This window comes from Dysgonomonas sp. 511 (assembly GCF_010501105.1).
Classification (GTDB): domain Bacteria; phylum Bacteroidota; class Bacteroidia; order Bacteroidales; family Dysgonomonadaceae; genus Dysgonomonas.
In genome coordinates this window covers 1-15,449 of the sequence record NZ_QVMQ01000008.1, presented here as the reverse complement: position 1 = coordinate 15,449, position 15,449 = coordinate 1, and the positions used below count along the sequence as shown (strand labels likewise).

12 protein-coding genes are annotated in these 15,449 nt (G+C 40.6%); 9 read left to right on the top strand and 3 right to left on the bottom strand.

Features of this window, described 5'->3' with window-relative positions; translation table 11 throughout:
* Positions 1–40 precede the first annotated feature (40 nt).
* From D0T57_RS04675 to rodA, 9 genes are all read left to right on the top strand, one after another.
* Positions 41–466 carry an amino acid-binding protein gene (locus tag D0T57_RS04675; RefSeq protein WP_163271382.1) on the top strand — a complete coding sequence of 142 codons (426 nt, stop codon included), beginning with the start codon at positions 41–43 and terminating at the stop codon, positions 464–466.
* A gap of 383 nt (positions 467–849) precedes the next feature.
* Positions 850–2,781, top strand: coding sequence for a transcription termination factor Rho (rho, locus tag D0T57_RS04670; protein ID WP_163271380.1), 1,932 nt, complete (start codon positions 850–852; stop codon positions 2,779–2,781).
* A 97-nt stretch (positions 2,782–2,878) separates the two neighbouring features.
* Entirely contained in the window at positions 2,879–3,799 is a 921-nt protein-coding gene (locus tag D0T57_RS04665) for a cation diffusion facilitator family transporter (protein WP_163271378.1), read from the top strand.
* 243 nt (positions 3,800–4,042) lie between these two features.
* On the top strand, positions 4,043–5,566 hold the full coding sequence (gene purH / locus D0T57_RS04660) for a bifunctional phosphoribosylaminoimidazolecarboxamide formyltransferase/IMP cyclohydrolase (protein ID WP_163271376.1): 1,524 nt from the start codon (positions 4,043–4,045) through the stop codon (positions 5,564–5,566).
* Between the two features lie 35 nt (positions 5,567–5,601).
* Entirely contained in the window at positions 5,602–6,627 is a 1,026-nt protein-coding gene (locus tag D0T57_RS04655) for a rod shape-determining protein (RefSeq protein WP_163271374.1), read from the top strand.
* Positions 6,628–6,706: 79 nt separating this feature from the next.
* Positions 6,707–7,564, top strand: coding sequence for a rod shape-determining protein MreC (gene mreC / locus D0T57_RS04650; protein ID WP_163271372.1), 858 nt, complete (start codon positions 6,707–6,709; stop codon positions 7,562–7,564).
* Complete coding sequence (mreD, locus tag D0T57_RS04645) at positions 7,551–8,084, top strand: rod shape-determining protein MreD (protein ID WP_163271370.1); 534 nt, start codon at positions 7,551–7,553, stop codon at positions 8,082–8,084. The genes mreC and mreD overlap by 14 nt, the downstream gene beginning before the upstream one ends.
* 72 nt (positions 8,085–8,156) lie before the next feature.
* The gene (mrdA, locus tag D0T57_RS04640) at positions 8,157–10,094 is read left to right on the top strand and encodes a penicillin-binding protein 2 (RefSeq protein ID WP_255490493.1); all 1,938 of its coding nucleotides are present in this window, start codon (positions 8,157–8,159) and stop codon (positions 10,092–10,094) included.
* 3 nt (positions 10,095–10,097) lie between these two features.
* Positions 10,098–11,552, top strand: a complete 1,455-nt coding sequence (rodA, locus tag D0T57_RS04635) for a rod shape-determining protein RodA (protein ID WP_163271366.1) — start codon at positions 10,098–10,100, stop codon at positions 11,550–11,552.
* Positions 11,553–11,556: 4 nt separating this feature from the next.
* Here the strand turns inward: rodA and D0T57_RS04630 are convergent, their stop codons facing one another.
* From D0T57_RS04630 to D0T57_RS04620, 3 genes are read right to left on the bottom strand one after another with little or no spacing between them, the layout of a single operon-like run.
* A complete protein-coding gene (locus D0T57_RS04630; RefSeq protein ID WP_185154628.1) occupies positions 11,557–12,579 on the bottom strand; it encodes an ABC transporter ATP-binding protein in 1,023 nt (340 codons plus the stop codon).
* Between the two features lie 3 nt (positions 12,580–12,582).
* On the bottom strand, positions 12,583–13,614 hold the full coding sequence (locus D0T57_RS04625) for an iron ABC transporter permease (RefSeq protein ID WP_163271364.1): 1,032 nt from the start codon (positions 13,612–13,614) through the stop codon (positions 12,583–12,585).
* Between the two features lie 58 nt (positions 13,615–13,672).
* The gene (locus D0T57_RS04620) at positions 13,673–15,304 is read right to left on the bottom strand and encodes a C69 family dipeptidase (protein WP_163271362.1); all 1,632 of its coding nucleotides are present in this window, start codon (positions 15,302–15,304) and stop codon (positions 13,673–13,675) included.
* Between the last annotated feature and the right edge of the window lie 145 nt (positions 15,305–15,449).

Below are 15,449 nucleotides of genomic sequence, written 5' to 3'. Positions count from 1 at the left end.
CCTACACCTTGGTTTTAATAAAACTTGTAAATGTAAAACTATGACAATAAAACAACTTTCAGTATTTATAGAAAACAAAACAGGAAGGATAAACGAAGTAACCAAAATATTGGGCAAGAACGGCATCAACATGACTGCTTTCAGCCTTGCCGAAAATGCTGATTTCGGTATCCTTCGCATGATCGTTTCCGATGTAAGCAAGGCAATGGAAGTACTTCGCAAAGCCCATTTCGGGGTAAGCGTAACAGATGTTGTCTGCCTGAATTGCCCGAATGAGCCGGGGGCTTTGTCTACGATCCTCGACTATCTGGCAAAAGAAAATATATTTATAGAGTATATGTACGCATTTTCGCAGGGCGATACGGCCAATGTTGTGATACGGCCTACCAATACAGAAAAATGTATAGAGATATTATCGTTGAACAAATGCGACCTGTTGAGCCGCAATAATTTAAACCAGAAATAATAAAGCTCGTTTTTTTAGAATGTTATTGTAATAGTATGGTGTTTTTATATATTTTTTGACCCGGTAGAGAAAAATAAACGGTAATTTTTACAGTTATATTGAAAAAGAATTAGTATATTTGCATTCCGAATTTCCTGAGGGATTAAGATATTCTTCTTTAAAATAACTAAGCGAGATTATAATAACCTTTTTCTGTAAAGCATAATTATTGTTTTATTGTAAGAATGGAATTAGGAAATAACCAAATCTTATAGCTTTTTTTGAAATAATACGTTAAAATTACAGTATATATTATTTCCAAAATATTTTGAATAACTACCAGCTTATATAGAACTTCTTTTTCACACAAAAAATACATATTTTAAATATCTAAAGATATACACATGCGTATATACAATATTCTTGAGCTTAACGAAAAGCTTACAATAGAACTAAGAACCATTGCGAAAGAACTGGGTATCAGGCGTCCTGATGCTTACAAAAAGGATGAATTGATATACAAAATCCTTGATGAACAAGCCATAATGGAAGCTAAAAACAAAAATTCGGAAAGCTACCAAAGCGAAGACCGGATAGAAAAAAAACAGAAGAAAACCCAGGCAGCATCCAAAAATAAAAAGGCTAAAACTTCGGAAGAATCAACAGACGTAAAGGAAGAGCCTAAAAAAAATGAAAAGAAACAAACTGCAAAGGGCAAAACCGAGCCGCAGGATAACAAAAAGAATCAACAGGACAAACCTAAAACTCAACAAGTTGAAGTGAAGGTTGAACCTAAAAAAAAAGCTGCACAGGCAATAGACGCAGAAGAAGAAAAGAAGCCTGCACCCGCTCAGGCTATTGCTGCTACTGAGAATGCCGAACCAAAAGGGCTTGTGAAGAAGAGTAATGTAGAGCAACCAAAAGAAAAGCAGGAAGATGCTAACAAACAACAACCGGCCGCTGCTACAACAGCCAAACCTACTCAATTGGTTTTCAGGTCGAAGAAGGTGAGAGAGCCCGAAGCGCAAGAACCGGTTCCCGGGTTGCCATTACTTTCTCCTCTCGAAATTGACCCGGAAGTAGCACCAATAGAAGTATCCGTACCGGAGACTGCTGCCCCGAAGAACAATAAGCCTCAAAATCAGCAAAATAATACGAATAACAACAACCATAATCATAGAGCGAACAACAATCAGCCGCAAGAAAAACCTTTCGACTTCGATGGTATCCTGACAGCTTCGGGAGTACTCGAAATAATGCAGGAAGGCTATGGCTTTTTGAGGTCGCCGGATTACAACTATATGTCGTCGCCCGACGATGTATATATTTCGCAATCCCAAATCCGCCTGTTCGGGCTGAAAACAGGAGATATAGTAGATGGGCCTATACGTCCGCCAAAAGAATCTGAGAAGTTTTTCCCGCTGGTAAAAGTGGACAAAATAAACGGCCGCACACCCGAGGAAGTGCGCGACCGCGTTCCGTTCGACCACCTGAAACCGCTTTTCCCTGACGAAAAATTCAGATTGACCAAAGGGCGCAACGATAACCTATCGTGCCGTGTAGTCGATTTGTTTTCACCAATAGGAAAGGGGCAACGCGGACTTATCGTTGCACAACCAAAAACAGGTAAGACTACCTTGTTGAAAGATATCGCAAATGCAATAGCGAACAATCATCCAGAGGTCTATATGATTGTACTTCTGATAGATGAACGTCCGGAAGAGGTGACAGATATGGAACGCAGCGTGAATGCCGAAGTTATAGCTTCTACGTTCGACGAACCTGCCGACCGCCATGTTAAGATTGCAGAGATAGTGCTGAACAAGGCGAAACGCATGGTAGAATGCGGGCACGATGTTGTTATCCTGCTCGACTCTATAACCCGCCTGGCGCGTGCATACAATACCGTACAGCCGGCATCGGGTAAGGTGCTGACCGGAGGTGTGGATGCCAATGCGCTGCACAAACCGAAACGCTTTTTCGGGGCTGCACGTAATATCGAAAACGGAGGGTCGCTGACTATTATCGCTACTGCTTTGACGGAGACAGGTTCGAAAATGGATGATGTTATCTTCGAAGAATTTAAAGGTACGGGTAATATGGAGCTTCAACTCGACCGTAAATTGTCGAACAAACGTATATTCCCTGCTGTGGATATCATTGCATCGAGTACGCGCCGCGACGACCTGTTGCTTGATAATGATACGCTTAGCCGTATGTGGGTGTTGCGTAACTTCCTGTCGGATATGAACTCGGTAGAAGCTATGCAATTCCTTGAAAACAGGCTGCGGAAGACTATAAACAATGAAGAATTCCTAATCTCGATGAACGATTGAAAGAGTATTAAGGAGTGAATATAACACGAAAATGCGGGGAAAAGCTTAACTTTATCCCCGCATTTCTGTTATATAAATAATTAACTACAATACAATTATGGGACACGATCATAAACATGAACACGGGCATTCGCACAACCATGCTCATAACGCAAATAAGAAAGCGTTGACCATAAGCTTTGTGCTTATTGCCGGATTTATGGTAGTAGAGTTTGTCGGAGGATATATCACCAATAGCCTAGCCCTTATTTCCGACGCGGGACATATGCTGAGCGATGCTGTAGCATTGGGATTAAGCCTTAGTGCTCTTATATTTGGCGCACGGGCAGCAACCCCCTCTAAAACATATGGATATAAGCGGTTCGAAATATTGGCGGCATTGCTCAATGGTATCGTATTGGTACTATTGGCTGTTTTTATCTTCAAAGAAGCTATAGAACGTCTGTCCTCTCCTCCTCAGGTAATTGGGCAAGGTATGATGATGATCTCTGTTACAGGGCTTATTATCAATGTTATCGTAGCATATATATTGCATTCGCAGGGATCGACTAAAGAGAACCTGAATGTACGCAGTGCCTTCCTTCATGTTATCGGCGATTTGCTCGGTTCGGTAGGCGCTATTGTTGCTGCACTTTTGATTATGCTGTTCGGATGGTATATTGCCGACCCTATAGCCAGTATGATAGTTTCGTTGCTCGTGCTTTACAGCGGATGGAATGTGCTGAAAGAGTCCGTAAACATATTGATGGAGGCCAAGCCATCGGACATTGATACAGACAGCGTTATAGAAACACTAAAGTCAGTAGATGGGGTAGAGGATATACACGATTTGCACATCTGGATGATAACATCGGAATTTACTATTATGACGGTGCATCTCAAAGTAAACAAAAGGGCAGACCGCGACAATGTTTTGGAAGAAGCTAAAAAAGAGATTTTCGAGAAGTTTGGTATCCAGCATCTTACAGTACAGATAGAGGGTAAAGATGTATGTAGCTACGAGAAAATATGTAACTAAGAGCCTGTTTAAATTTTAGCGAAAATATTTCTTATAGGTTCTTTAATTGAAAATAGCTATAAAAAAGACTTGCTATAAAATTTAAACAGACTCTAAAATAATATTGTAAAAACATAATATTTGTATTCCCGAAGATGTTATTATCCATCAGGCAATTTCTTCATCAAAATTTATATTAAAAAGCTCTGTTATAATAATAGTTTTTGTAACTTTGTTCGCCTAAAATAAGGATATTAACACATCATGTCGCAAGAAAAGAAAATTAAAACAGCACTTGTCTCGGTTTATCACAAAGATGGCTTGGATGAAATACTCACTCAGTTGAATACTCTAGGAGTAAAATTTGTTTCTACAGGAGGAACAAAAAGTTTTATCGAATCATTAGGTTTCCAGTGCGAAGCCGTTGAAGATGTTACAGGTTACCCTTCAATATTAGGAGGAAGAGTGAAGACTTTGCATCCTAAAATTTTTGGAGGTATCCTTTGCCGCCGCGAACTTGCTGAAGACATAGAGCAAATAAAACAATACGATATACAAGAAATAGACTTGGTTATTGTAGACTTGTACCCGTTTGAAGAAACTGTAGCATCGGGAGCAAGCGAACAAGATATAATAGAAAAAATAGATATAGGCGGAATCTCATTGATCCGTGCAGCAGCCAAGAATTTCAACGATGTAATTATCGTGGCATCGAAGCAACAATACCAGCCTTTGAAAGAATTGCTGGATAATAAAAAAGGACTATCAGATATCAGCGACCGTAAATTCTTTGCTAAAGAAGCATTTGCAGTTTCATCATCATACGATACAGCCATATTCAACCATATGGACAATAACGAGGGTACAGCATTCCGTTATGCCCAAGACAGTGCAATGTCGCTTCGCTATGGCGAAAACCCTCACCAAAAAGGTGTTTTCTATGGAGACTTCAATAAGCTGTTCGACCAGTTGCACGGAAAAGAAATATCATACAACAATCTGCTGGATATAGAATCGGCAATAACGCTGATCGGTGAGTTTGACGAAACTACCGTAGCCATCCTTAAACATAACAATGCTTGCGGCATAGCATCCCGACCATCTGTAGCAGAAGCATGGAAAGACGCTTTGGCAGGAGACCCGATATCTGCATTTGGAGGCATAATCATCAGCAATAAAAAGATAGATAAAGCGGCCGCAGAAGAGATACATAAAATCTTCTTCGAAATAATAATTGCACCCGAATACGATAAAGATGCATTGGAAGTATTGCAACAAAAGAAAAATCGTATTATCTTAGTGCAGAAAGAATCTTTATCCGGCACAAAACAGTTCCGCTCGTTGTTGAACGGCGTGTTGGTACAAGATAAAGATTTGAGCATACAAACAGCAGAAGACTTGCAATTAGTAACCAACCGTCCTTTACAGGGATCTGAACAAGAAGACTTACTTTTTGCTAACAAGCTTGTGAAACATACTAAATCGAATGCCATAATACTTGTGAAAAACAAGCAGTTGTGTGCAGGAGGAACAGGACAGACATCGCGCGTAGACGCATTGAAGCAGGCAATAGAAAAAGCCGGAGCATTCAACTTCGACCTACAGGGAGCAGTTATGGCTTCCGATGCATTTTTCCCATTCCCCGATTGTGTAGAGATTGCAGGTAATGCCGGAATTACCGCTGTTGTGCAACCAGGAGGATCTATTAACGACAAATTATCGGTAGAGTATTGTAACGACCACAATATATCAATGGTAATGACTGGTATCCGCCACTTTAAACATTAAATTTCATAACAAAATATAATAGACAGAAAACCATTATGGGATTATTCTCTTTTACGCAAGAAATAGCAATTGACCTGGGGACAGCCAATACTATCATAATCCACAACGGCAAAATTGTTGTAGACCAACCATCCGTCGTGGCACTCGAACGAAAGACCGGAAAGGTTATAGCAGTGGGGCAGGAAGCCCGTCAGATGCACGGTAAAACCCATGAAGATATCCGCACAATCCGCCCGTTGAAAGATGGTGTGATTGCCGACTTTACAGCTTCGGAGCAAATGATCAGAGGACTGATCAAGATGTTCAACAACAGGAGCCGTTTGTTTTCCCCGTCTTTACGTATCGTTATTTGTATTCCATCGGGAAGTACTGAGGTTGAGACCCGTGCGATCCGCGATTCTGCCGAGCATGCCGGAGGACGCGATGTATATATGATATATGAGCCTATGGCTGCCGCTCTGGGTATCGGGCTGGATGTGGAAGCACCGGAAGGAAACATGATAGTAGATATAGGTGGTGGTACAACAGAAATTGCTGTTATCTCTCTCGGAGGTATCGTATCAAACAAATCTATAAAGATTGCAGGAGACGACCTTACTGAAGATATACAGGAATATATGGGTCGCCAACACAACATAAAAGTAGGGGAGCGCACAGCCGAAAATATAAAAATAGCAGTAGGTTCAGCCCTTACCGACCTGCCGGAAGAAGAAGCCCCGGACGATTTTATCGTACACGGGCCTAACAGAATGACATCGTTGCCGATGGATATCCCTGTTTCGTATCAGGAAATGGCTCACTGTCTCGACAAATCTATTTCGAAAATGGATTCGGCTATCCTTAGCGCTTTGGAACAAACTCCGCCCGAGCTTTATGCCGATATTGTTAAAAATGGCATCTACCTTACAGGTGGAGGCGCATTGTTGAGAGGCTTGAGCAAACGTTTCTCCGACAGAATAGGAATCCAGTTCCATGTAGCCGAAGATCCGCTTCACGCTGTAGCCAAAGGAACAGGCATAGCCCTTAAGAATATAGATAAATTTAACTTCCTGATGAGATAATCTCTCACTTGGGATAGGTAAATAATTTCAAAACAGATAATTAATAACAAAATACTCACAAGCAATATAAAAGTAAATCATGAAGAACCTTATAAATTTCTTACTAAAGAATAGTTCTTGGTTTGTTTTTATATTGCTCGAAGTATTTTGTTTTTATCTTGTTTTCAGTGGAAACTCTTACCAAAGAAGTGTTTTCCTTAAATCGTCAACCGAATTCACCGGTTGGGTATATACGCTTTCCGGCGATGTATCTTCATACTTCGGACTAAAAGAAGAAAATCAGGAACTCATACAAAAAAATATTGAGTTACAAACCGAATTGTCGGCACTGAGAAACCATTTGTATTCACTTGAAAGCGATTCTGTAAAAATAGATTCGTTTTTAAGCGATTCTATCGTGCGAAAGGTTAGTCCTCTATTTATTTCTGCCAGGGTAGAAAAGAATAGTATCTCCATGATCGAAAACTACATAGTGATCAACAAAGGTAAGAGTCATGGAGTGAAAGAGGATATGGGAGTGGTTTCGCAACAAGGCATCGTGGGAGTAGTTAGGGGTGCCAGTGCCAATTACGCTATAATCCAGTCGGTTTTGAATCCTCACAGCAAATTTAGTTGCCGTATTATAAACTCCAGTGCCGATGGTACTTTGGTGTGGAGCGGGAAAGACCCTCGCTACGCCGAACTTACTGAATATCCCAAATACGAGAAATTTGAAAAGGGAGACACGGTTGTTACCAGCGGATTTTCAGACTTTTTTCCTTCGGGCTTGCTTGTAGGAACAGTCGAAGACTTCAAAAGCGAAACGGATGACAACTTTTATAGTGTCAGAGTAAAACTTTTTACAGATTTTGGAACATTGAAAAATGTACTTCTCATAAAAAATAGAGTAGAAGAAATAACGGAATTGGAAAATAAAGTCGGAAATGTTAAAAAGTAATGCTGTAAGATATACTTTCATGTTTGTATTGCTTGTATTATTACAAGTACTGGTATTCAACAGGATTACCTTTCTCTATTATGCAGTTCCCTTTGCATACATTTATTTTATCATAAAGCTACCAATTGGCACTAACAGGAATATAACCACCCTGCTGGGTTTCCTTCTTGGTTTTACGATCGACATATTTACCAATACACCGGGTATAAATGCCGCAACAACGACCCTGATCGGTTTTTTGTGCATTCCTATCCAGAAACTTATTTTTGCTACCGACGACTATAACGGGCAAGCGCCCGCTATGAGCATACATGTAGGAGCTTTTGTAAAATACACTATATTCCTGACATTGGTACACCATATAGTATTGATGTCGTTGGAATCTTTTTCCTGCTTCAACATAGAACTATTATTGATCAGGATTTTTGCTTCTTTTTTGATTACTACTGCTTTAATTCTTGCTTTTGAGGGACTATTCAGAAAGAAAAAGCAAAAAAGTTCGTGGCAGAAAACAGCCTGACCAGATATAATCATAGGTTAATTTATTAAGACACAACAAGCGAGGAGGTATATATCTATGATTTTAGATAAAATGACTTTAAGTAAAAGGAAATATATCATAGGTGGAGTAGCTTGTGGTATTGTCCTTATATATATAGCCCAGCTATTCTACTTGCAGATAATAAAAAGCGAATATAAAGAATTTGCCGATGGCAACGCGTTTTTCAACAGGACTTTGTACCCATCCCGTGGTGTGATGACCGACCGGGAAGGACGCTTGCTAGTATATAATCAACCGACTTACGACCTCGTATATATTCCACGCGAGGTACAGCCATTCGATACGCTCGAAATGTGCCGGATTATAGGATTTTCCAAAGAAGAGTTTGACAAAAAGTTGAGAGACATAAAAGACAAACGGCTAAATCCCGGCTATTCGCGCTATACACAACAAACTTTTACTACCCAACTCACATCGCAGGAGAGCGGGTTATTGCAAGAGAAACTCTATAAATTTCCCGGATTCTTCATCCAAAAAAGGACACTGCGACAATATGCTTATACCAATGCGGGCTTATTGTTAGGCTACGTAGCCGAAGTAAACAAAACCCAGATGGAAGAAGACAGCTACTATGCAAGAGGCGATTATGGAGGAAAATCGGGTATAGAACTTTCTTACGAAAAGCACCTGAGAGGAACAAAAGGAATAGAAATATTACTTAGAGATGCACATGGGCGCATACAGGGCAAATATGAAGATGGAAAGCACGATAAAGCACCGGTGTCGGGAAAAAATATAACACTATCCATCGACATCGAATTGCAGAAATATGGCGAATACCTTATGGACAAAAAGGTAGGCAGTATTGTTATGATAGAACCATCTACCGGCCAAGTGCTGTGTATGGTAACTTCGCCTACTTACGACCCTTCGATGCTGATAGGCCGTGATTTTAGCAAGCGGTTTGCCGATTTAGCCCAAGATCCCCTCAAGCCATTGCTTAACAGGGCTGTACAGGGAATGTATCCACCGGGTTCTACCTTCAAGACTACTCAAGGGCTTATATTTCTCGAAGAAGATATTATAACAGCCAATACAATGTACTCATGCGCCGGAGGCTATCCTCCTTTGGGCGGACGCCCCAAATGTCACCCTCACGGAGCACCATTGCCACTGATACCTGCTATAGCAACGTCTTGCAACTCGTATTTTTGCTACGGGCTGAATGCAATGCTGAGCAACCGTAAGAAATACGCAAATACGCCCGAAGCATTCGAGGTATGGAAAAACCATATGGTAGGTCAGGGATTTGGCTACGCCTTAGGAGTTGACCTTCCCTCGGAGAAAAGGGGATTTATTCCCAATAGCAAATTCTATTCGCGGGCATTCAAAAAAGATAACTGGACAGCATCCAACATTATATCTATAGCTATCGGACAGGGCGAAATTACAGCTACGCCACTGCAAGTAGCTAATCTGGCTGCTACGATAGCCAACCGGGGGTATTTTTACACACCTCACGTTGTACGCGAAATACAGGATACCCCTATGGACAATATATATACCGAAAAACGTTATACCGGAATCAAGCAGGAGCATTACCAATCGGTAGTGGAAGGAATGGCTAGGGCTGTAACCGGAGGTACTTGCCGGGGAGCCAATATACCAGACATAGAAGTTTGCGGAAAAACGGGTACTGCCGAGAACCCTCACGGAAAAGACCACTCCATTTTTATGGGATTTGCGCCTAAAGATAATCCGAAGGTTGCCATCTTTGTTATTGTGGAAAATGGTGGTTTTGGAGCGACTAACGCTGTACCGTTAGGACGCCTGATGTTACAGAAATACCTGAAGGGAGAAGTTCCAGCCAATGAAAAAGGGTTGGAAATGGTGATGGCAAAAAAGGAAATAAAGCCACAGATATATTATAACCATATGCGTAGTGCTAACCGCAATACTGTTGCAACACGCCCGTCAGTCAACAAAGAGAGAAAAATAGAGGCTTTTAAACCCGGAGGAAACGAATAGAAAATGTATCAAAGAGAAGAAGAGAGCATAAGAAAAAGTCTCGATTGGTTTACAATAAGCTTGTATATCATTCTTATTATAGGAGGCTGGTTTAGTATATATGGAGCCAGTTATCAATACGAAAATGCAACCAGTATGTTCGACCTTTCAGGACGTGCAGGAATGCAGTTGGTATGGATGGGTACATCTATTGTGCTGGGATTCATTATATTGAAACTGGATAGCAATATATACGACATTCTTGCTTATTATATTTATGCTGCTTTTATCCTTTTGCTTTTGCTCACTTTGGCTATAGCCACAGATACCAGGGGATCGCGTTCGTGGCTGAAAATAACAAGTACAATACAAATTCAGCCGGCAGAGTTTACTAAGTTTGCAGTAGCATTGGCTTTAGCCCGGTTGTTGAATACATATAATTTCAAGTTGCTCAGAACCAAAAATTTACTACTAGTTGCCGGTATAATATTATTGCCGATGTTGCTTATCATCTTACAGCAGGAAACAGGTTCGGCACTTGTATATCTGGCTTTTATACTGATGTTGTACAGAGAAGGGCTGCCCGGTATAATTCTATTCTTAGGTGTATCGGCTGTCGTATTTTTTATTGTCGGCTTGAAGTTTTCAGAGACTGAGATGGGAATGCTTTCCCTTGGAGAATTTGTCACATTGCTACTTATTATTATCACCAGTTCAATATTACTAATCAACTACAAGCAGGACTGGAAGAATGCAAAATATATTTTGCTTGGTAGTGTAGGATATTTCGGAATTTTATATCTAATATCACTAATTATCCCGATCAATTGGGGACTTTTCGGCCTAATAGCCTTAGGTATAATAATAGCCTACCTGCTATTTTTAGCTAGGAAAAACTGGTCGAAAGTTCATTTGCTTATCGTAACATTTGCCATTGGTGGCATGTTGTTTGTCAGTTCTATCGACTATTTGTTTACAGACGTTTTGCAACCACACCAGCAAATGCGTATAAAGGTAACATTGGGTATGGCCGAAGACCCTATGGGAGCAGAATACAATGTCAACCAATCGAAAATAGCAATTGGTTCGGGTGGATTCTTAGGAAAAGGATATCTGAATGGAACTCAAACCAAATTGAAATACGTACCCGAACAAGATACAGACTTCATATTTTGTACGGTGGGCGAAGAACAAGGTTTTGTGGGCTCTTCCTTAGTTTTATTATTATTCCTCACACTGATACTGCGCCTGATATATCTAGCCGAAAGGCAGAAAAATATATTCGGCAGGGTGTATGGCTATTGTGTGGCTTGCATATTCCTGTTTCACTTAGTCATCAATATCGGGATGGTAATTGGATTGACGCCTGTTATCGGTATTCCTTTGCCGTTTTTTAGTTATGGAGGATCTTCATTGTGGGGCTTTACAATATTGCTTTTTATTTTTCTTCGTATAGATATGGCAAGAAAACGGCGTTAAAGTATTACTTCAAGCTTTTTATATAGTCGGATAAATCTTGAAAAGATTCAAATTCCTTTGTCTCGTTCTCATCCATAGCATCCAACTCCATACACTTTTCATTTCTTATATCAAGAATGAGAGGTGAGTCGGATTTATTATCCGTCAGGGCAAACCCATTCCGCAATAGTAGGTTCTTTGTCCAGAAATACAATGTCTGATTTTCTGCTGATAAATATATCTTCCTGTCAAAATTCCTTATTGGCAGAAAAGAACCTGTTTCTTTATTAAATTCAATATTTCCTTTCTTGAAGAAATTATCTATGGCACCGGACAAAACAATATCTTCTGTTGTGCCACAGCGTAATCCGTTTTCTTTCGAAAGAAGCCACAGGCGATCTGCCAAAAGCAGTGCAACATCTATATCGTGAGTAGACAACAATATCGTTTTATCTTGAGAAACTGCCAGATGATGCAGCAGGTTCATAATTTCTATACGGCTTTCTATATCGAGAAAAGCAGTGGGTTCGTCTAATATAACGATAGGACACTCCTGAGCCAGCGCCTTGGCAATCATAACTTTCTGCCGTTCACCATCCGATAGTTCGGCAACATAAGATTCGGCTTTATGCCCGATGCCCACATCGTACATTGCTTTCGATACTATTTCATTGTCTGTTTTACCCAATCGACCGAAGAAACTGGTATATGGATATCGCCCAAGCTCTACAAGTTCTCTGACAAGCAAGCCTCCTGTAGATGTTTTTTCTGTAAGTACCAATCCTATATTTCGGGAAATATCTTTATTAGAATATGATACAATATTTTTTTCGTAAAGGGAAATTTGCCCGTTTAGTACAGGCTGCGATGTACTTATTGTCCTTAGCAAAGTCGATTTTCCTGCTCCGTTTGCTCCAAGCAAGCAAACAAGTTCGCCCTGATATAAATCGAAATTCAGGTTATTGTATAAAATATTCCTGTCTCCCTTTTTTGTTGTAGAGTAGCCAATGCTAATGCTTTCTGCCGATATGACAACTTTTTTGCTCATCAGTTAGTTAAAGTATTGTATCTTTTTCTGGTTGATAATCACATATATAATAACAGGCGCACCAAAAATAGGAGTTATAGCATTCAGAGGCAGTGAGCCTAATGCTCCGGGCAATATGCTTATCAGGTTACACAGCAAAGCGATAAATGAACCTGCCAGGATTGTTACCGGGAGTAGCGATTTATGATTGGAAGTTCCTAATAAAAGCCTGGCTATATGAGGAACCGCCAAGCCAATAAATGCTATCGGGCCGCAAAAGGCACAAGTAATTGCCGTTATCAATCCGGCACATAGAAGTAGAAGGAAGCGTGTGGACTTGACATTCACACCTAAATTTGCAGCATATCGTTCACCCAACAACATCGCATTCAACGGCTTTATCAGCAAAACAGATAAAAGCAGCCCAATGCAGACCACTATACAATAAAACAGTAATTGGTCGGACGACACACTCGAAAAATTGCCCATTCCCCACAACATGAAAGAATAAGCATTTTCGCTTGTACTCCAAAATTTCAAGATAGAGATAATAGAAGATGTAAGGTAGCCAACCATAATGCCTATAATCAAAAGCATGATACTATTGCGGATTACAGATGCAAATCCCATAATGATAACAAGGATGGCCGATGCGCCGATAAAAGCGCCCAGTACAATCGCCAAAGAATACGACAAATCGAATCCGGTGAGTGAGCCTACACTTCCTCCGAGCAGGAGAATGACCAATGCAACACCTAAATTAGCACCTGCACTTATGCCCAAGATACCCGCATCTGCCAATGGGTTTCGGAAAGCCGTCTGTAATAAAAGCCCTGAAACGGCAATTCCTCCTCCGGTGAACAGTGCTGTGACGGCTTGAGGTATTCTCGATTCCAGAATTATAAACTTCCAGGCTTCTTTTTCCACCTCATTCCCCATTAATATATCCAGTATCGCGCGGGATGGAATAGAAACGGAGCCCAGAAACAGGTTAGCAATAAACAATACTATACAGCCAACAATAAAAATAAGGATATAGATAATCCCTTTCTTCATTTCTTATTCATTTATAGAAGAAACCCCTCTGGTTGATGGAGGGGTTTTATATAATTTTTTAATATAATACTTTGTATTTATCACCTGTTTCTTTTACAACCTTCTTACGGAAATCTGCCGGATAACCCGGGCGCAAAGGAGAAGATGGCTGGCCATATTCGTTACGGATAAATTTTCCATCCTTTTCCTTACGCTCGATACCATCCATATATTTAATAATAAGGAACTCACCCAATTTTTTCCATTTGTCGAAAGCATACTGCGCTTGCGAAGAGCTGTATTTTGTCAGATACTCAACAGCTTTTGCCGGTTTTTCATTGTATAGAGCCAATGCTTCCTGTTCAGTCTTTTCCTGATCTGCCAAGAATTTATTTTCCAGTTCTTTTTGTAGCTTTTCCAGGTCGGTATGCATATCACTATATCTGTTGTAGACCATGTTCGATACCCAATTTTGTATCCAGAAAGCAGATGTCCACGAGAAGGTATATAGATCGCCATTGCCAGCACGATAGCACTCCGGAGTTTCGGTTATCGAGCAATATATCGGTGTATATACTGTCTGGTCGGCATCGTCTGTTCCAAACCAAAGCACTCCGCCAATAGGATTGGGCAACCACGAGCGCATTTCCGAAACAAATGTAAATGCTGTTTGTTGTGTAGCAATAGGACGTTCGTTACAATATTGAACAGAATCGGATTCCCATGTAAGGGGCGACCAACGGTAAGGCGACTTAAAAGGGCCTGCTCCCACATCGTTTGTCCAGTCTAGTTCTGTACCTTCATAGTGATCTCTCATCATTTCCTGCAAATCGGTTAAAGACAGTTTTCTGTCTGGTTTGATGTACAGCGGCATAGGCTCTTGTGTTTTTCCTTGTGCATAGGTTACATATTTAGCCATATCCTTGTTATAGCGATTGAAGAAGCTCCATACCCGTGCCTCGCAGAAGCGTTGTCCACCAAAATCGAGAGGGTTGTACGCATTGGCAAAGCTAAAATCTTCATCTTTACCTGAAAAATAACCTTTTTGACGGGCAAATGAGATAACATCTTTAGAATAAATGCAGTTTTCCGGGTCTTTTAACGGGAATTGATGGATACGTGCCTGATTGGCATGCGAAGTGATGCAGTCGTCGGGAATACGTATAGCCACCCAAACAGCACCTTTGTTGCCTGTACCTTTTCCTATCATCTCCAATACCCATATTTCGTTTGGATCGCCGATAGAGAATGATTCGCCTCCGCTATAATAGCCATATTCGGCAACCAGGTCAGTCATTATTTTGATGGCTTCGCGCGCAGTTTTAGCCCGTTGAAGGGTTATATAGATCAAACTACCGTAGTCTATTATGCCTTTCGAGTCTTCCAGTTCTTCGCGGCCTCCAAATGTTGTTTCGGCAATAGTGAGCTGGTGTTCGTTTATATTGCCTACTACGTTGTATGTCTGAAGAGCCTGAGCTATTTCACCTAAATATTTACCAGAATCCCAATCATATACTTTCAGCATAGTGCCTTTGGCGTAAGTATTAGCCGGCCAATGATACAATTCGCCAAATAAGGCATAGGAATCGGCTGAATATGTTATCATAGTAGACCCGTTGACAGACGCTTTTTTGCCTACTAATAAATTGGTACACGCAAATATCGGATTCTGCGCGACTAAAATTAATAATACGAGTAATCCCTTTTTCATTTGTTTATTTTTAAATTTTAGTGTAAAGATAACTCATTAATTTGTAATTATTGCTGTCCGGTAAAACTTTTTAGCCTACAAATACTTAGGGCTGCTTCCATTTGGTGGATTCAGCCCTAAGTAGTTATTTAGAAGTCTGCAAACA

Bases quoted from the DNA above. Each gene is read 5' to 3' on its own strand.
- D0T57_RS04675 (WP_163271382.1), top strand. From the start codon at position 41: ATGACAATAAAACAACTTTCAGTATTTATAGAAAACAAAACAGGAAGG.
- rho (WP_163271380.1), top strand. From the start codon at position 850: ATGCGTATATACAATATTCTTGAGCTTAACGAAAAGCTTACAATAGAA.
- D0T57_RS04665 (WP_163271378.1), top strand. From the start codon at position 2,879: ATGGGACACGATCATAAACATGAACACGGGCATTCGCACAACCATGCT.
- purH (WP_163271376.1), top strand. From the start codon at position 4,043: ATGTCGCAAGAAAAGAAAATTAAAACAGCACTTGTCTCGGTTTATCAC.
- D0T57_RS04655 (WP_163271374.1), top strand. From the start codon at position 5,602: ATGGGATTATTCTCTTTTACGCAAGAAATAGCAATTGACCTGGGGACA.
- mreC (WP_163271372.1), top strand. From the start codon at position 6,707: ATGAAGAACCTTATAAATTTCTTACTAAAGAATAGTTCTTGGTTTGTT.
- mreD (WP_163271370.1), top strand. From the start codon at position 7,551: ATGTTAAAAAGTAATGCTGTAAGATATACTTTCATGTTTGTATTGCTT.
- mrdA (WP_255490493.1), top strand. From the start codon at position 8,157: ATGACTTTAAGTAAAAGGAAATATATCATAGGTGGAGTAGCTTGTGGT.
- rodA (WP_163271366.1), top strand. From the start codon at position 10,098: ATGTATCAAAGAGAAGAAGAGAGCATAAGAAAAAGTCTCGATTGGTTT.
- D0T57_RS04630 (WP_185154628.1), bottom strand. From the start codon at position 12,579: ATGAGCAAAAAAGTTGTCATATCGGCAGAAAGCATTAGCATTGGCTAC.
- D0T57_RS04625 (WP_163271364.1), bottom strand. From the start codon at position 13,614: ATGAAGAAAGGGATTATCTATATCCTTATTTTTATTGTTGGCTGTATA.
- D0T57_RS04620 (WP_163271362.1), bottom strand. From the start codon at position 15,304: ATGAAAAAGGGATTACTCGTATTATTAATTTTAGTCGCGCAGAATCCG.